Origin of the sequence: Rhizobium sp. S96 (genome assembly GCF_030382195.1) — a bacterium.
GTDB lineage: Bacteria > Pseudomonadota > Alphaproteobacteria > Rhizobiales > Rhizobiaceae > Rhizobium.
Genome location: NZ_JAUDRY010000003.1, coordinates 1 through 16,856, shown reverse-complemented (window position 1 = coordinate 16,856; position 16,856 = coordinate 1). Strand labels below are relative to the sequence as shown.

At 58.9% G+C, this 16,856-nt stretch carries 13 protein-coding genes; 9 read left to right on the top strand and 4 right to left on the bottom strand.

The genetic code is table 11. The features are described from left to right. The first annotated feature begins 42 nt into the window (after positions 1-42). The 6 genes from QTL94_RS01015 to pepT all read left to right on the top strand — a co-directional run bounded on the left by QTL94_RS01015 (position 43) and on the right by pepT (position 7,751). Positions 43-648, top strand: a complete 606-nt coding sequence (locus tag QTL94_RS01015) for an RNA polymerase sigma factor (RefSeq protein ID WP_289800309.1) — start codon at positions 43-45, stop codon at positions 646-648. Further along, entirely contained in the window at positions 645-1,436 is a 792-nt protein-coding gene (locus QTL94_RS01010; protein WP_289800308.1) for an anti-sigma factor family protein, read from the top strand. Before QTL94_RS01015 ends, QTL94_RS01010 begins: the two co-directional genes overlap by 4 nt. 123 nt (positions 1,437-1,559) lie before the next feature. Continuing rightward, positions 1,560-3,509, top strand: a complete 1,950-nt coding sequence (locus tag QTL94_RS01005; RefSeq protein ID WP_065689574.1) for a PrkA family serine protein kinase — start codon at positions 1,560-1,562, stop codon at positions 3,507-3,509. 21 nt (positions 3,510-3,530) lie between these two features. Further along, on the top strand, positions 3,531-4,850 hold the full coding sequence (locus tag QTL94_RS01000) for a YeaH/YhbH family protein (RefSeq protein ID WP_113520172.1): 1,320 nt from the start codon (positions 3,531-3,533) through the stop codon (positions 4,848-4,850). Positions 4,851-4,863: 13 nt separating this feature from the next. Next, a complete protein-coding gene (locus QTL94_RS00995) occupies positions 4,864-6,411 on the top strand; it encodes a SpoVR family protein (RefSeq protein WP_289800307.1) in 1,548 nt (515 codons plus the stop codon). Between the two features lie 107 nt (positions 6,412-6,518). Next, entirely contained in the window at positions 6,519-7,751 is a 1,233-nt protein-coding gene (pepT, locus tag QTL94_RS00990; protein WP_289800306.1) for a peptidase T, read from the top strand. A 31-nt stretch (positions 7,752-7,782) separates the two neighbouring features. Here the strand turns inward: pepT and QTL94_RS00985 are convergent, their stop codons facing one another. Then, entirely contained in the window at positions 7,783-9,405 is a 1,623-nt protein-coding gene (locus QTL94_RS00985) for an ABC-F family ATP-binding cassette domain-containing protein (RefSeq protein ID WP_065689577.1), read from the bottom strand. A gap of 512 nt (positions 9,406-9,917) precedes the next feature. On the opposite strand from QTL94_RS00985, the gene QTL94_RS00980 reads away from it, so the two are divergent. Both QTL94_RS00980 and QTL94_RS00975 read left to right on the top strand, forming a co-directional pair. Further along, a complete protein-coding gene (locus QTL94_RS00980; RefSeq protein ID WP_289800305.1) occupies positions 9,918-10,682 on the top strand; it encodes an adenylate/guanylate cyclase domain-containing protein in 765 nt (254 codons plus the stop codon). 132 nt (positions 10,683-10,814) lie between these two features. Then, positions 10,815-11,477: a peroxiredoxin gene (locus tag QTL94_RS00975; protein WP_065689579.1), complete on the top strand. Its 663-nt coding sequence runs from the start codon at positions 10,815-10,817 to the stop codon at positions 11,475-11,477. 80 nt (positions 11,478-11,557) lie between these two features. Here the strand turns inward: QTL94_RS00975 and QTL94_RS00970 are convergent, their stop codons facing one another. The 3 genes from QTL94_RS00970 to QTL94_RS00960 form a co-directional block, all read right to left on the bottom strand. Further along, positions 11,558-12,634, bottom strand: coding sequence for an acyltransferase family protein (locus tag QTL94_RS00970; protein ID WP_289800304.1), 1,077 nt, complete (start codon positions 12,632-12,634; stop codon positions 11,558-11,560). A 251-nt stretch (positions 12,635-12,885) separates the two neighbouring features. Next, positions 12,886-14,091: a methyltransferase family protein gene (locus QTL94_RS00965; RefSeq protein WP_289800303.1), complete on the bottom strand. Its 1,206-nt coding sequence runs from the start codon at positions 14,089-14,091 to the stop codon at positions 12,886-12,888. A 351-nt stretch (positions 14,092-14,442) separates the two neighbouring features. Then, the gene (locus QTL94_RS00960) at positions 14,443-15,360 is read right to left on the bottom strand and encodes an AbiU2 domain-containing protein (protein WP_289800302.1); all 918 of its coding nucleotides are present in this window, start codon (positions 15,358-15,360) and stop codon (positions 14,443-14,445) included. Positions 15,361-15,701: 341 nt separating this feature from the next. Between QTL94_RS00960 and QTL94_RS00955 the strand changes: the two genes are divergently transcribed. Then, on the top strand, positions 15,702-16,769 hold the full coding sequence (locus tag QTL94_RS00955; protein ID WP_354666046.1) for a DUF6538 domain-containing protein: 1,068 nt from the start codon (positions 15,702-15,704) through the stop codon (positions 16,767-16,769). Positions 16,770-16,856 lie beyond the last annotated feature (87 nt).

The window sequence follows — 16,856 nt, the reverse complement described above, 5'->3', positions numbered from 1 at the left end:
GCCGGCGTAGCGTGCCAGTGTGCGCTGAATGGGGATATTCCAATGCCAGTCGCCTATACCACATTTCCTGCCTATAGTCGGGCAACACATAACGCGCCGGTCGGGCCGGCGCGTTCTGTGGCAGCAACCGTGGCGGAGGCGGTCATCGCAAGCGAAGCGGATATCAGGATCGGGCTGACGGACAACCTGTCCCGGCTCTGGCGCTACGGGCTGGTTTTGTCGCATCGTCGCGATGTCGCCGACGATCTGGTGCAGCAGACCTGCCTGCGCGCCCTCGAGCGGTCGTCGCAGTTCGAAGCGGGTACGCGGCTGGATCGCTGGTTGTTTTCGATCCTGCATTCAATCTGGCTGAATGAAATTCGCTCCCGGCGGGTGCGTCAGGGGCAGGGTTTCGTCGATGCCGACGAGGCGCTGGTTCTCGACGGCGTTCGCGAGACGGAAGCGCATGTCATGGCGAATCAGGTGTTGCGGCTCGTCAATGCGCTTCCGGATGCTCAGCGCGCAGCCGTGTTTCTGGCCTATGTTGAGGGGCTGTCCTACAAGGAGGTTGCTGGCATACTGGATATTCCGATTGGTACCGTGATGAGCCGCCTTGCTGCCGCCCGCGCAAAGCTCTCCGGCAATCTCCTGGGGGAGGGCGCAAGATGAACGACGACAACAAGCTTCCCTCCGACGAACAGCTGACAGCCTATATCGACGGCGAATTGTCACCCGACGAAACCGCACGGATCGGGCTTCTTCTCGAAACTGACGCGCGTGTGGTCGCACGGCTCGAGTTCTTGTCGCGCAGCAGTCTTCCCTTCGAACAGGCGTTCGAGCCGCTGCTTGCCGCCGCACCCAAGGCAAAGCTTGAAGCAATGCTTGCCTCGGTAGCCCCGGCTGAAACACCGGTACCGGTTCGCCCAACCCGTCGCGGCCTTCTCGCTGCTCTTGCTGCCTGTGTGGTTGCCGGCGTCGTGGCCGACCGGGCATTCATTGGGCTCGGCCGGCGCCTCGCGGTCAAGGATGAGAGCAATGAGTGGCGTGCTGCCGTTGCCGAATACATCGCGCTTTACACGCCCGACACGCTGGCCGGACCGGTGCCCACCGCGCAGAGCCAGGCCGCGCAACTCTCTATCCTCGAAGAGAAACTTGACCTTCGCTTGCCGGCAGAGGCGATCTCGATCGAAGGCGCCGATTTCAAACGTGCGCTTGTTCTGCAGTATGATGATGCGCCATTGGCGCAGATCGCGTATCTTGATCCACAGACCGGACCCATGGCGCTGTGCATAGTTCGGTCGGCCGACGGCGCTAGACCTGCCGAGGTCGAGGCACGCAAGGGCATGAACGTTGTCTATTGGGCGAGCCCGTCGCACGCGTTCATGCTGATCGGACATGCGTCTGCCGACCGGATGCGGACGGTTGCGGATGGCATCATGGCAAGGTTGGAGGCCTAGCGCACAGCAGCCAATAATCTTGCGTCTTGGGGTGGAACCAAAACGCCGTATAATGCGTTGACCGGTTAGCGAGCCGATCACGCATTTGTCCCGTTTCATCCCAACCGGCTGCGGGAGTACATTATGCAGAAGAGCGAATGCGACGTGTTCGATCTCTTTTCGGAGATTTATACGAGCGCCGCGCAAGAAGAAATAAGCCTTCAGGAATACCTGCTAGCATGCCGTGATGACAAGAGAATGTATGCAACGGCACAAGAACGGATGGTCGAAGCGATCGGCGATCCAACCTTCATAGACACAAGTGCAGACGAACGTTTAGGGCGAATTTTCTCAAATCGAACCGTGAAGATCTATCCTTCCTTCGCCGATTTCTACGGCATGGAGGACACGATCGAACGTATCGTCGGGTATTTCCGATATGCCGCGCAGGGGCTGGAGGAACGCAAGCAGATACTCTATCTGCTCGGCCCGGTTGGCGGCGGCAAGTCGTCGCTTGCCGAACGGCTGAAGAGGTTGATGGAGCGCATGCCCATCTACACGCTTGCCGTCGATGGCAAGATCAGCCCTGTGTTTGAATCCCCCCTCGGCCTCTTTCATCCCGAGCGGATGGCGGATCTTCTCGAGGACAAATACGGGATTGCCAGACGGCGGCTGACGGGCCTGATATCGCCTTGGGCCACCAAGCGACTGGACGAGATCGGCGGCGATATTTCGAAATTCAGTGTCGTCAAGCTGACGCCGTCGCGATTGCGGCAGATCGCCATTGCCAAGACCGAGCCCGGCGACGAGAACAATCAGGACGTTTCTGCCCTGGTTGGCAAGGTCGACATTCGTCAGCTGGAAAACTTCAGCCAGGCGGACCCGGATGCCTACTCCTACAGCGGTGGTCTGAACCGGACCACGCAGGGCCTCCTGGAGTTCGTGGAAATGTTCAAGGCGCCGATCAAGGTGCTGCATCCACTACTGACCGCCACCCAGGAAGGCAGCTACAACGGCACGGAGAACTTCGGCGCGTTTCCTTATCAAGGCACCGTCGTCGCCCACTCCAACGAATCCGAGTGGCAGCAGTTCAAGAACAACAAGAACAACGAGGCCTTTCTCGACCGCATCTTGGTGGTGAAGGTGCCCTATTGCCTCCGCGTGACCGAGGAGCGGCTGATCTATGAAAAGCTGCTTCGCGAAAGCGAGCTGGCCAAGAGCCCCTGCGCGCCTGAAGTACTGGAAAACTTGAGCCGGTTTACCGTATCCACGCGGCTTTCCCCGCACGAAAACTCGCCCCTTTACACAAAGATGCGGGTCTATGACGGGGAAAATCTGAAGGACACGGATCCGAAGGCGAAGTCGGTCCAGGAATATCGCGATGCCGCCGGCGTCGATGAAGGCATGACGGGGATCAGCACGCGCTTTGCGTTCAAGGTGCTGTCCGAGACCTTCAACTACGATACCAAGGAAGTCGCCGCGGACTCCGTCCACCTCATGTACATCATGGAACAGGCGATCCGGCGGGAGCAGTTCCCGAAAGAGACCGAAGCGCGCTATCTCGATTTCATCAAGTCGGAGCTCGCAGCGCGCTATGCCGAGTTCATCGGTCACGAAATCCAGAAGGCCTACCTTGAATCCTATAGCGAGTACGGACAGAACCTGTTCGACCGGTACATCGCCTATGCGGACGCCTGGCTCGAGGATCAGGACTTCAAGGACTACGATACCGGCCAGATCCTCAACCGCGAGATTCTCGACAGCGAGCTGTCGCAGATCGAGAAGCCGGCCGGCATCGCCAATCCCAAGGATTTCCGCAACGAGGTCGTCAAGTTCACCTTGCGAGCCCGCGCGCGGAACAACGGGCGCAATCCTTCCTGGACCAGCTATGAAAAGCTCAGGGAGGTCATCGAGAAGCGCATGTTCGGTCAGGTCGAAGACCTGCTTCCGGTCATCAGCTTCGGCTCGAAGAAGGACAGCGCGACTGAGAAGCAGCACGCCGAATTTGTCCAGCGAATGACCGAGCGCGGATATACCGTACGGCAGGTGCGGCGGCTCGTCGACTGGTACATGCGGGTCAACAAGGCCGGCTGATGCCAGAGCGGGGGGTTGGCAATGCCGAATTTCATCGACCGTCGGCTCAATCCGAAGGACAAGAGCCTCGGTAACCGTCAGCGCTTTTTGAAACGCGCCCGCGAAGAACTCAAGCGGGCGATCGCCGATCAGGTCAAGTCCGACCGCATCGCGGATGTCGGATCGGCCCATGGCGTGCCAATGCCCAAGCGCGGTGCTGATGAGCCCACGTTCAGGCAGGCGTCCGGCACCGGCGACCGCGAGTACATCCTGCCCGGAAACCGTGAATATATGGCGGGCGACCGCCTTCCGCGCCCGGAAGGGGGCGGAGGCGGTGGCGGCAGTGCCGGTAGCGGCGGCGGCGGTAGCGATGACGATTTCCAGTTCGTGCTGTCGCGTGACGAGGTCCTCGACCTGTTCTTCGAGGATCTTGAGCTGCCCGACATGGTCAAGCTCAATCTGAAGGAAACGGTCATCTACAAGGCCCGCCGCGTCGGGTTCACCACCGCCGGCACACCGACGAACATCAATGTCGGCCGCACGATGCGAAACAGCTTTGGTCGACGCATGGCTCTGGGCCGACCGAGCGATAGCGAAATGCAGGCGCTGGCGGATGAGATAGCCGCGCTTGAGAACGATCCCAACAACTCTCGGCAAAGCGCGCACCAACTCAAGGTGCTGCGGGAGCAACTGGATCTTCTGGAGCGGCGGCGGCGGCGCATCGCCTATGTCGATCCTGTGGACGTGCGGTTCAACCGCTTCGAGCGGCAACCCTTGCCGAATGCCAGCGCTGTCATGTTCTGTCTGATGGACGTTTCGGCATCGATGGGCGAGCGGGAGAAGGATCTCGCCAAGCGCTTCTTCGTGCTGCTGCATCTGTTTCTCAAACGCCGCTACGAGCGGATCGACATCGTCTTCATTCGCCACACGGATGAAGCGCGGGAAGTGGACGAGGAGACGTTCTTCTACAGCAAGCAGAGTGGCGGAACGGTCGTTTCCACCGCGCTGGAAGAGATGCTGCGGATCATCGACGAGCGCTACCCGGCGGAAATGTGGAACATCTACGCCGCACAGGCGTCGGATGGCGACAATACCAGCGGCGATTCCGAGCGCTGCGCAGCGCTCCTACGCGAGCGGGTGATGCGCCTTTGCCAGTATTACGCCTATGTCGAAATCATCGACGAACGGGAGACGGAGATATTCGGGACGACTGACAACGGAACGTCGCTCTGGCGGGCCTACCGCGCCGTCGATGGTGAAATTCCGAACTTCCAGATGGCGCGGATCGCACGGCCCGCAAACATCTACCCTGTGTTCCGCCGGCTCTTCACACGGCAGCCGGCCGTGCGTGCGCGCGGCTGAAGGGATGGTCGAGATGGCGAAACGGCCGGCCTCCAATCTGCTGTTCGATGGATCGGACTGGAATTTTGCGACACTGTCGCGGGCCTACGAGGCCATCGAGAAGATTGCCATCGAGGAAATGGGGCTCGACATCTACCCCAACCAGCTCGAGATCATCTCCTCGGAGCAGATGCTGGATGCCTATTCGTCGGTCGGCATGCCGCTCATGTACCAGCACTGGTCCTTCGGTAAACGCTTCGTCCACGAGGATCATTACTATCGAAAGGGGGCCCGCGGCCTCGCCTATGAGATCGTGATCAACTCGAACCCCTGCATTACCTATCTGATGGAAGAAAACACGATGGCGATGCAGACGCTGGTCACGGCGCATGCCTCCTTCGGCCACAATCATTTTTTCAAGAACAACTACCTGTTCCGCCAATGGACGGATGCTGGCGCGATCTTGAGCTATCTCGACTTCGCCAAGAAATACATCGCCAAATGCGAAGAGCGGCACGGACTTGATGCCGTGGAGGCGATTCTGGATTCCGCCCATGCGCTGATGGACCACGGCGTGTTCCGCTATCGTCGTCCGCCGCGCCTTTCCTCCGAAAAGGTCAGGGAGCGCGCGCGTGAAAGGCTGGAATACGAGGAGCAGACCTATAGCGATCTCTGGCGCACGCTGCCGCTTGCGGTGGAAAATCGCGATCGTGAGGAGGCCGAGCGCGATGCCTCCGAACGCAAGAAGGTTCTCAACCTGCCGGAAGAAAACCTGCTCTACTTCCTGGAGAAACACAGCCTGATCCTCGATCCCTGGCAAAGGGAACTCCTGCGGATCGTTCGTGTCATCGCGCAGTATTTCTATCCGCAGCGCCAGACGAAGGTCATGAACGAGGGCTGTGCCACCTACGTCCATTACACGATCATCAACCGGCTCTTCGACCAAGGCAGGATCAGTGAAGGCGCGATGCTGGAACTGCTGCGCAGCCATTCCAACGTGGTGTTTCAGCCGGCATTCGACGATCCCCGTTTTCCTGGGATCAATCCTTACGCGCTTGGTTTTGCGATGATGCAGGATATCGAGCGCATCTGCACGGAGCCGACGGAGGAGGATCGCGAATGGTTCCCGTCAATGGCCGGCAATGGCGACCCGATGGGGACTCTGCGGGACGCCTGGGCGAACCACCGCGACGAATCCTTCATCCTCCAGTATCTAAGCCCGGAATTGATGCGCAAGTTCCGCCTGTTTCTGCTGTCGGATCGCTCGGCGGACAAGTATTGCGAGGTTTCCTCGATCCACAACGAGCGTGGCTATTCCTCGGTCAGGGCCGCACTGGCGCGCAGCTATGATGTTGCTGCCCGGCAGCCGGATATCCAGGTGGTCGACGTCGATCTGCTCGGGGATCGGCAACTGCGGCTGCAGCACAGCGTGAAAAACGGCATCCTGCTCGAAGAGGGCTCTCGCGATGCCACCCTCGCGCATATCCGCCATCTCTGGGGCTACGATGTCAGCCTCGTCGGCATCGACGCGACGACCGGCGGCGTTCTCTACGAATGCTCGACGGCGAAGTTCACGGTTTAGACGCCTTCAACCACCGGGGATGTTCTTTCTTTCCAAAGCGTCTTCACCACAGCGTACCGGAAGGCTACAGCAGTGTATCGCTCATGAGCTGGATAGGACCTGTGAAAATGGCAGATACCGTTGTTGATCGCTTCCTTCGTTATGTCGTCATCGACACGCAATCGGATGCTGCTTCGTCGGCGCAGCCATCGACCGAAAAACAGAAGAATCTCGGCCGTTTGCTCGTCCAGGAATTGTTGGACATCGGCCTCTCCGACGCCCATCTCGACGAGCACGGCTATGTCTATGCGACCATCCCGTCAAACACCGACAAGCCGGTCCCAGTGATCTGCTTCTGCTCGCACATGGATACCGCACCGGATTTCACCGGCACGAACGTCAAGCCGCAGATCGTCCGGGAATATGCCGGCGGCGACATCCGGCTCTCGGGCGATACCGAGCAGGTTATCCGCGTCAGCGAGCACACGGCCCTCAAGGACCAGATCGGCAGCGACATCATCACCACCGATGGAACGACGCTGCTCGGCGCCGACGACAAGGCCGGACTTGCCGAGATCATGACGGCCGCGCAGTTTCTGGTCGATAATCCCGACATCCGCCACGGGACGATCAAGATTCTCTTCACCCCGGACGAGGAAATCGGCCGCGGTGTCGACAAGGTCGACCTGGCAAAACTCGGTGCTGAGTTCGGCTATACGATGGATGGCGCGACGGCCGGCCATATCGAGGACGAGACATTCTCGGCCGACGGCGTGGAGATCACCATCCAGGGCGTCGCCATGCACCCAGGCTTTGCCAAGGACAAGATGGAAAACGCCATCAAGGCCGCCGGCGCCATCATCGACCGGCTGCCCAGGGACGCAGCCCCGGAGACCACGGATGGTCGCCAGGGCTTTCTTCATCCGACAGGTGTGACGGGCTCGATGGAAAAAGCGGTTCTCAGCCTCATTATACGCGATTTCGATGATGCCGGGCTTGAGCAGAAGGAAGCGTTGCTCGAGGAGATCGTGCGCAATGTCATGGAGGCCTATCCGGGCTCATCCTACCGGTTTGAAGTCAAGCAGCAGTATCGCAACATGAAGGCGGTTCTGAAGAACCATCCTGAGGTCGCCGACAATGCCGTCGAGGCGATCAGGCGTGCCGGGCTGACGCCCGTGCGCGGCAGCATTCGCGGCGGCACCGATGGATCCCGCCTGTCCTTCATGGGCCTGCCATGCCCCAATATCTTTGCCGGAGGCCATGCTTTCCACTCACCGCTCGAATGGGTGAGCCGCCAGGACATGGAAAAGGCCGTGCAGACGATCGTCGAACTCGCGAAGGTATGGGAAGAGCGCGCCTGACAGCGCGCTCAATTGTCGAAAGGTCGGCTGATTAGCCGCGCAGGCCTGGGGCTTCCTGGCCCGTGCGCTCGACATATTCCGTGTAGCCGCCGCCGTACTGATGGATGCCGTCAGGCGTCAGTTCCAATACGCGGTTGGACAGAGCTGCAAGGAAGTGTCGATCGTGCGAAACGAACAGCATGGTGCCCTCGTATTCGGAGAGCGCCTTGATCAGCATTTCCTTCGTGTCGAGATCCAGGTGGTTGGTCGGCTCGTCAAGAACCAGCAGGTTTGGCGGGTCGAACAGCATCTTTGCCATGACGAGCCGTGCCTTCTCACCGCCCGAGAGGACGCGGCACTTCTTCTCGACGTCATCGCCGGAAAAGCCGAAGCAGCCTGCGAGAGCGCGTAGCGGCGCCTGGCCGGCCTGCGGGAAGGAATCTTCCAGCCACTCCAGAACCGTGCGGTCGCCGTCGAGCAGATCCATGGCGTGCTGGGCGAAATAGCCCATCTTGACACTGGCGCCGAGCGCGACGCTACCCTGATCGGGCTCCGTCGATCCGGCGACCAGCTTCAGCAGCGTCGACTTGCCGGCACCGTTGATGCCCATGATGCACCAGCGCTCCTTGCGGCGAACCATGAAATCGAGACCTTCATAGATGGTCCGGCTGCCGTACTTCTTGTGAACGTTCTTGAGATTGATCACGTCTTCGCCGGAGCGGGGGGCGGGCAGGAACTCAAACGCGACGGTCTGGCGGCGCTTCGGCGGCTCGACGCGATCGATCTTCTCCAGCTTCTTCACGCGGCTCTGCACCTGCGACGCGTGGGAGGCACGCGCCTTGAAGCGTTCGATGAACTTGATTTCCTTGGCGAGCATCGCCTGCTGGCGCTCGAACTGAGCCTGCTGCTGCTTCTCGTTCTGTGCACGCTGCTGCTCGTAGAAGCCGTAGTCGCCGGAATAGCTGTTCAGCGAGCCGGCATCGATCTCGATGATCTTGCTGACGATGCGGTTCATGAATTCGCGGTCGTGCGACGTCATCAGCAGCGCGCCATCGTAGGTCTTCAGGAATTCCTCGAGCCAGATCAGGCTTTCCAAGTCTAGGTGGTTGCTCGGTTCGTCGAGGAGCATGACATCGGGGCGCATCAGGAGAATGCGGGCCAGAGCCACACGCATCTTCCAGCCGCCGGAAAGCCCGCCGACGTCGCCGTCCATCATTTCCTGCGTGAAGCTGAGACCGGCCAGCACTTCGCGGGCGCGACCTTCGAGGGCGTAGCCGTCGAGCTCCTCATAGCGGGCCTGAACTTCGCCGTAGCGCTCGATGATCCGGTCCATCTCGTCGAGCTTGTCCGGGTCGACCATCTCGGCCTCGAGCTCGCGCAGCTCGGCTGCAACGACGCTCACCGGGCCGGCGCCCTCCATGACCTCGGCCACGGCACTCCGGCCCTCCATTTCACCGACATCCTGGTTGAAGTAGCCGATCGTCACGCCCTTTTCGGCGGAGACCTGGCCTTCATCCGGCTGCTCCTGTCCAGTGATCATGCGGAAGAGCGTGGTCTTGCCGGCGCCGTTCGGCCCGACGAGACCAATCTTTTCACCCTTGTTGAGCGCCGCCGACGCTTCGATGAACAGGATGCGGTGGCTGTTCTGCTTGCTGATGTTTTCGATGCGGATCATATGCGGATGTGGTCCAAAAAGTTGTTGCCGGCCTGTGGCTGGCGTTTAGCTGGTGACGCAAGGCGCGCCGGCGGCAGCGCCGAAGCGACGTTTGCCCGGGATGACGATCATGCTTCGGAACAGACAGTGCCCGCCATGACGCGACCGCGCGAAACGGAGATCGCTCATAAGGCATTGAAATTCCGGTGTTTGAGAGACCGCTTGGGAAGGGCCATCTCTCGCTGTCTTGTGAGCGCGCGCGAATAATTCCTGCCGGTACGGTGGTTCCTGAGGTGCACGCCGTCGTTCGCAGGCGTTCCTGCCAAGGATTGCGGTCACAGTCAACGGGGTGAACGCCGACATCCGCGCTGCGCGAAGGCGCGGTGGGGCCGCGGCCGTTCGCCAATCCTGACAACCTTCGCGGTCTTTGGCTTGAGGTCGTATCGCCGGAGTTGCCAAACGCCCGCGAATGTCGGAAGCTTGCCTGCCCGTAAGGATCGGGCACACCCGCCAGCCGGAACGAGTTGCAGCGCATGACGACAGTGTCGCCTTCCATGGAGCCTGCCAACATCTGTTTGGGATGCTGGGATCAGATGCGTGTCCCCATTCCAATTCGCGGCCTGTTGGCGCTTCCGTTCCGCGCGTTCGGCGTCACCCGCAGCAAGATGAACCCGAATATCTGCACGATCTGCGAGCGCTCCTTCCGATACGTCAAGAAGAAGCGCCACGTTTCCGCCAACGCGACCATTCTCTTTGCTGACATAAGGGGGTTCACGGTTCTGTCCGAGCGTATCGATCCGGTGGAACTGAGCGCGATTGTCAGTCTGTTCCACGATCGCTGCGCACAGGCGATATGGGCTCACCACGGCATCGTCAACAAGCAGATGGGTGACGGCCTGATGGCGATCTTCAATTTTCCGATCACCATCAAGGATCACGCAAGCGCAGCGGTCCGGGCCGCGCTCGATATCCAGCGCCAGTGCGCTGTCGCACTTGACCGCCTGGGGTCGGACATCGGGAGCTTGCCGGAACATACGCTTGGCGTGGGTATCGGCATCCATAGCGGTGATGTGGAAATCGGCGAGTTCTCGAGCTTTCGCAGCGATTTCACGGCAATCGGCGGTGCCGTCAACCTGGCTGCCCGGCTGGAATCCCAGGCCGCGGCCGGCGAGATTCTGTTATCCGCCACCACGGCTGCGCAAGCGCCCGGTCTCGTCAGCGGGATGGAAACGCGTCTACTCTCTTTGAAGGGGATAGAACTGCCCGTCGAAACGCGCGTTCTGCGCGATCGTTCATGATGTTCTTGGCTTGAGTAGAGCGCCGATCGAGGCCGTCGATTTCGTGACCTACCCCAGAAAAGCAACTTGATAAATTTCGGGTTTTGGCGAACAAATCGCCATCTTCAATTATTTAAACCTAAGGACAAAGCCATGACGCTTGCGATTAATGATATTGCGCCGGATTTTGAAGCCGAAACCACGGATGGCAAGATCCGCTTTCATGATTGGGTCGGCGATTCCTGGGCGGTGATGTTCTCCCACCCGAAGGATTTCACGCCCGTCTGCACGACCGAACTCGGCTACATGGCCCGGATCAAGCCGGAATTCGACAAGCGCGGCGTCAAGATCATCGGCCTGTCCGTCGATCCGCTCGACCGCCATGCCGGCTGGGCCAGCGACATCGAGGAAACGCAGGGCCACGCGCCGAACTTCCCGATGATCGCCGATATCGATTATAACGTCTCCAAGCTCTACGGCATGCTTCCGGCTCCCGTTTCCGGCGACCCGACGAAGCGCACGCCTGCCGATAACCAGACCGTTCGCAACGTCTTCGTCGTCGGTCCGGACAAGAAGATCAAGCTCATCCTGATCTATCCGATGACGACCGGCCGCAACTTCGACGAAGTGCTGCGCGTCATCGATTCCCTCCAGCTCACCGCCAAGCATCGCGTAGCGACCCCGGTGAACTGGAAGAACGGCGAAGATGTCATCATCGCTGGCTCGGTCGGTGACGAAGAAGCTAAGACGATCTATCCGGACGGATGGAAGGCGCCGAAGCCCTATATCCGCATCGTGCCGCAGCCGAAGGGCTGATTTTCCAAACGGCGAGAATGCTATTGAGGCGACCTTCCCCCCGGGGGAGGTCGCCTTTTTCGTCGCGTCGCGGCGTTCGATCAGCTCGCGTATGATTTCTTCGACAGCCAGGTCTTTAGCACGGTGCGAAGAGGGCGATCGAAATGCCGCTCGACAAGAAGTGCGATCCACACCGCCGCAGCGAGCACGACCGGACCGGCCCAGGGAGCATACGCACCGATCTCCACTCCCGTGATGCGGTGGGTAAGGCCTTCGATCCCCATGAAAACAGGCGCATGAACCGCGTAGAGCGGAAAGGACAGACGCCCAAGCCATATGGACGTGTCCTGCAGCCGTCCCGTCGGAGAGGCGTTGACGCTGGCGATCATGATCGCCGGGAACACGATGAAGATCATGAGCATGGCGTAAGGCATCGAGAGTGGACTGGTCTGCGAGACCGGCGCGGCAAGGGCAAGCACGACGGCCCCGAAGATGGCGATCGTGGCCTTGTCGCCGAGAGGCCCGATGAGCGCGCGCAAATCGTTCAGGTGTCGATACACCAGCACGCCGACGCTGAATGACAATCCGATGCGCGCCATGCCGGCCCACAGCAGGTCCTGCTGGAAGCCGATATCCGCACGCCCATGAGCGACGGTCGCCCAGGTGAAGGCCGCACCGCTGACGGCTGCGGTGGCCCAGACAAAGGCGTTGCGGGCGCGGCAAAGGAAGACGCCATAGATGAAACTCATCACCAGTTCGGACAGCAGGGACCAGGCCGGCGGGTTGAGGGGATAAAGGTTCGTCGCCGGATCCGGATTGGGCAGGAAGAGCACTGCCAGCGTCAGCGCCTGGGATAGTGACGGCGGCGAGATCTCTTCCCGGAAAACAAACACGAAAAATCCGAAGAGCGTCCCCACCATGTAGAGAGGGTAGATCCTTGCCAGCCGCAGCGCGAAGAACGACCGCGCCGTGAGGTAGCCGGATTGCAGCCGCTGCTCGTAGCTCGCTGCCAGCACGAAGCCGCTCAACAGGAAGAAGATATCGACGGCGAGATAACTGGATGGACTGGTGACCGGTCGGAAGGCGGGGATCATATGGCGGGCCGCGACAAGGAGCGCAGCTATCCCTCTGATGCCCTCTAGCGCGTAGAAGTAGTCTCGATGGCCGCTTCTCGTCATTCAACCCGCCTCATACTGCCTGCCGGAGCAATACTGCGCGAAGGATGCAGGATAACCTGACTTGGGTGCAGTGCGATAGTGCAGAAACGGGATTGGCGCAGAACAGATTCGTTTTGCGCTGGTGCATGCCTTTTATATTGCTGATATAAAACAATATTTCTTACAGCGGCAGTGCGAAAAGACTTGAAGAAAATTGCGCTGATGCGCCCGGCTTGCTGGGGAAACGGCGATAGGCGCTGCTGCCCACTCAATCATTTCGACCCAAATCGCAGGTGCCGGAAGACGCCGTTGCTGCGTATGTGCTCCACATAGTCCCTGTAGATAGGATCGCGCAGCAGGTGCCGTTCTTCGGTCTTTGCGCGCATGAAATAGATGAAATTGATGATCAGCAGGCCGGCACAAAGCCTGATCGCCGTCCAGGGATTTGAATCCGGCGGCAGGAAGGGAATGCTGACCAGCCACCAGGAGATGTTCTTGGAAATGTAGGCCGGATGCTTCGTCCAGCGATAGGGCCCATTGGTGATAATCCCGCGGTTCGTCAGGTTGGAAAACCGGATGCCGAAGCACACGGCTGCCCAGGCGTAAAAGCTCAGGCAGACAATGATCATCAGAGCCCAGAGGGAGTAGAGGATCGGCTGGTCGGACAGCCATACGCCCCATGGCCGGTCGTGCCCGTAGCTGAGGTAACTTGAGTAGAGGATGCTGTAGAAGGGTTGGTAGCAGACGACCGCCACGAGCCAGCCGACGAGGGTCGGCTCGACGCTTCTGATCTGTGTTCCCAGCAGGCGAAACGTCATGATGTATCCGGTCGCCGAGACCGTCAGGTCGATGAAGAAAAAGGCGAGATAGAGCAGATCGTAACTTCCGCCCACAAACGCCCGATAGGACGACGAGAAGAACGGGGAGAGGTCGAACTCGCGAAGATCGGAGATCTGCCCGCAAAGATAGACGAACATCAGCGGAAAGAAGAAGCCCTTCACCAGCCAGCCCAGGAGATAGTTTATCTCGACGAACGAGAGGGCATGGGGCCGGGAAAAGAGGCGGTTTCCCAACTTCCACAGAGTGTCATTCGGCTCTTCCTGCACCATGTCAGCAAAAGCCAGATAAGGAACCGAAAGAACCACGAGCGGCAGAAAGCTGTTTTGCCAGAGCCAGTTGAACGGGGCATAGAAATCGCCGCGATAGATCGGAAACGCGTGGTAGCAAAATGCCAGCACCGCCAGGATGACCCAAAGGGCAAGCACCTTTCGCAGCAGGCGTTGCGGGCTGAAATCACGCCTGGAAAAGCTCATTCCCGAGCGCTGGGGGCTGCGGTTGACGAAGAGCTCGACCACCGCGCAAGGGATTGCAAGGGAAAGGATGATCTCAATGCAGGCCAGCGCAGGACTGTCGCTGCGGCGTTGAACGAAGACGAGAAAACACCCGATCGCAAGCCCCGCCAGAACAGCAAACGTCATGAGCGGACTGCTGATGGATGGAAGTGCGGGCCTTCTCTTTTCCATGTCGGACGTCACCCAGCCGAGGTTTTCGAAAGCCTCTCAGACACTCTGATTCGGCCTCACGCATTTCCCATTCGCGATCCACACCGCCGTTGCCATTGGCAGCATATTCAACCGCGGGCCACGATTTAAGCTATATCTTTGATCTACATAAGGAAGCGCTGAAAAGCGGCTGACGTACCCACAAAGGATAAAGTCTGGGAGGATTTAAAAGCGTCGCGTCGAGGGCCGCGTTCGGGCGATTTGTCGTTGTTCCTTGCCGTAGCGCTTTTCCAATGCCAGCCAGGAGAAAGTCCGCGAGCGATTAGGCTAGAGTTCCTCTAGCGATGCAGACCAGCTTGCGACGTCCTGCTCGATCTCGCGCCACTGCCGCTCCAAGTCTTTGATCTCAGCGTGAGCTATCATCGGTTTGTCCAGACCCTTAAACTGGTCACCAAGGTACGTTGCGAGACCTGCACTGCTCGCGTTTGCAAACCATATACCAACGAGATCGGCTATCTGCTTCAGTTCCTTAAGAGCCGCGCGCGCATCTTGGATGTCGAACTCGCCAATACCTCTACCCTCTCTACTTTCAGCGTTACCTGCATGAACGACATGCGAGCTAACATATCCAGCAATTGTATCCAGACGTGCCAACCGCGATTCGATCAGCGTGAAGGTTTTTGTATCGATTAGGTCATCTGGGGTGCGCGCTTCCGATGACACGCCGCTCAAGCGATCAAAATACCGGTGACTCCATTCGCTCTTTGGCAATTCAGGATCACCCCATACAGCTTTGCCATTGGCCGCACGTAGGGCTTCCCAATTCTCGCGCTTCAAGCGCTCAACGTCATACTGCGCCTCGCAGACCCATTCGACGTACACCCGACGCGTGAGCAGTGATCTACACGCTTTAATATCTTGAATGACCGAACGAAGCGAGTAGACACCTCGTTTGCCGTTGATAACGCTGCTGGCGTCAAGAAGGCGACGGACACCTAACAGCAAGGTTGACCAATACCCGGTCTGCACGAGATCAAACATCATCTCATTGAGAGGCGGACCGTGCGCGCCCTTCTCGGTCGAGAGGTTGACTATCTGGACCGCAGTGCGAAACGCTGCGTAGTACCAAACCATATCGTGAATAGTTTTGTGGATGCCGGTTGTGTTGTCGCGAAAAGCTTCGCGCCACTGTTTGATGCGCGCCTTTAAGTTTGCGTCACGCTGAGACATAGCAACCTTGTCCATCGTTTGCTCCCTGTCTTCTCAGGGGTTGGGTCGCGTCGTTAGCCGGTACTCTGCCTACAAAAGCGGGATGGGAGAAGGGGTATGGTTGGAGGTGTGGGCGACGCCTATCCAGATGGGCTAAGCAAGCCTATGTTATTGACAAATAGGTGCCATTTTATGCGAACAAGCAAAATTGTATGGTAAAATAATTTGGCTGGGGAACCTGGACCCTCATAGGGTACGAACCTAACAATTTGATGTTGCAAAAGAATAAGTAATTTCATACGGGTAGGGTACATATCATAGGGCATTTTGAGGTACATTCCTTGTCTCGCACCCGCGCTCCAGCATACCTTGAGAAGATGAATAACGGCGGTTGGAGGGTGTCTGTCCCTGTACCGCGAGACATGGTCAAGATCGTGGGCAAGACACGCCTGAAGCGCTCTCTTGAGACCCATAGCCAAGCGGAAGCTGAGCGGCGTAAACACGCGGTTGTGGCCGAGTTTCTTGCTATGATCGAGGCGGCGCGAGCTGGGAGGCTTCCGAAGGCGGTGGTCACAGGCATTGCCGCAGTGCCCTCCATGTCGAGTAAGGAACTGACTAGCCTCGCCCTCGATCTGCGAGCCAGCCTCCAGTCACAAGAGGGGGGCACTGAGGCGGTGGAACTGGAGACCGATGGCATTTATCAGGTTGCCGACAAGATAAGGGGCCAAGAGGTTGGCGTGGATGAGGAGACGGACAGCCCAATCTTTGACCGACAGAGCGAGGAAAAGGCAGGGCAGTTCCTTCGGGTCGCTCTCGGTAAGGAAACCCCAGTCCGCGAACCGCTCGACCTCTTCCACGCTCAGGTGAAGTGGTCGCCTCGTACCAAAAGCGACAGCAGCAGAGCGATCACGTCACTGGAGGACTGGTGCAAGGAAAACCGTGTGCCTTTCGTGATCGAGGCCATCACACGGAGAAGAGCGGGCCAATTCATCGGTGACCTTGCAGCCAGCACGGAAAGACCGCTTACAAATCGGACCATCAACAAATACCTGTCTTGCTTGTCCCAGTTCTGGTTCTGGCTGGAGAAGCGCGGCTATGTCGAGCTTGATAGCTCTCCGTGGTCCCGTCAGTCCCTGCCGAAGGTTCAGCCTACGGAAGATGAGAAGGAGCGCCCGTTCACAGATGAGGAAATGATCAAGCTTTTCGCAGGCGAGCCTAACCAGTCCTACCTCAAAGACGTGATGCTCATTGGCGCTCTTACGGGTGCCCGCATTGACGCCATTGTCAGCCTCAAGCGTAAAGACATCACTGACAGCGGAAGCTTCCGCTTTAAACCTCAAAAGCGGGAGAAGGCATCGCGCCAAGTGCCGATCCACAGCGGCCTGAAATCGATCATAGAACGCCTCGTGGAGGGCAAGCGGCCAGAGGATGTTGATTCCCATTGAGAGCTGACCCGGCGTTTCCACCGAGAAGTGACCCGCTTTTAGGTATCGTTTGTGTTAGTCGTAGTGGTCAAGTTCCTGCGTTTCTCC

Bases quoted from the DNA above. Each gene is read 5' to 3' on its own strand.
- QTL94_RS01015 (WP_289800309.1), top strand. From the start codon at position 43: ATGCCAGTCGCCTATACCACATTTCCTGCCTATAGTCGGGCAACACAT.
- QTL94_RS01010 (WP_289800308.1), top strand. From the start codon at position 645: ATGAACGACGACAACAAGCTTCCCTCCGACGAACAGCTGACAGCCTAT.
- QTL94_RS01005 (WP_065689574.1), top strand. From the start codon at position 1,560: ATGCAGAAGAGCGAATGCGACGTGTTCGATCTCTTTTCGGAGATTTAT.
- QTL94_RS01000 (WP_113520172.1), top strand. From the start codon at position 3,531: ATGCCGAATTTCATCGACCGTCGGCTCAATCCGAAGGACAAGAGCCTC.
- QTL94_RS00995 (WP_289800307.1), top strand. From the start codon at position 4,864: ATGGCGAAACGGCCGGCCTCCAATCTGCTGTTCGATGGATCGGACTGG.
- pepT (WP_289800306.1), top strand. From the start codon at position 6,519: ATGGCAGATACCGTTGTTGATCGCTTCCTTCGTTATGTCGTCATCGAC.
- QTL94_RS00985 (WP_065689577.1), bottom strand. From the start codon at position 9,405: ATGATCCGCATCGAAAACATCAGCAAGCAGAACAGCCACCGCATCCTG.
- QTL94_RS00980 (WP_289800305.1), top strand. From the start codon at position 9,918: ATGACGACAGTGTCGCCTTCCATGGAGCCTGCCAACATCTGTTTGGGA.
- QTL94_RS00975 (WP_065689579.1), top strand. From the start codon at position 10,815: ATGACGCTTGCGATTAATGATATTGCGCCGGATTTTGAAGCCGAAACC.
- QTL94_RS00970 (WP_289800304.1), bottom strand. From the start codon at position 12,634: ATGACGAGAAGCGGCCATCGAGACTACTTCTACGCGCTAGAGGGCATC.
- QTL94_RS00965 (WP_289800303.1), bottom strand. From the start codon at position 14,091: ATGACGTTTGCTGTTCTGGCGGGGCTTGCGATCGGGTGTTTTCTCGTC.
- QTL94_RS00960 (WP_289800302.1), bottom strand. From the start codon at position 15,360: ATGGACAAGGTTGCTATGTCTCAGCGTGACGCAAACTTAAAGGCGCGC.
- QTL94_RS00955 (WP_354666046.1), top strand. From the start codon at position 15,702: ATGAATAACGGCGGTTGGAGGGTGTCTGTCCCTGTACCGCGAGACATG.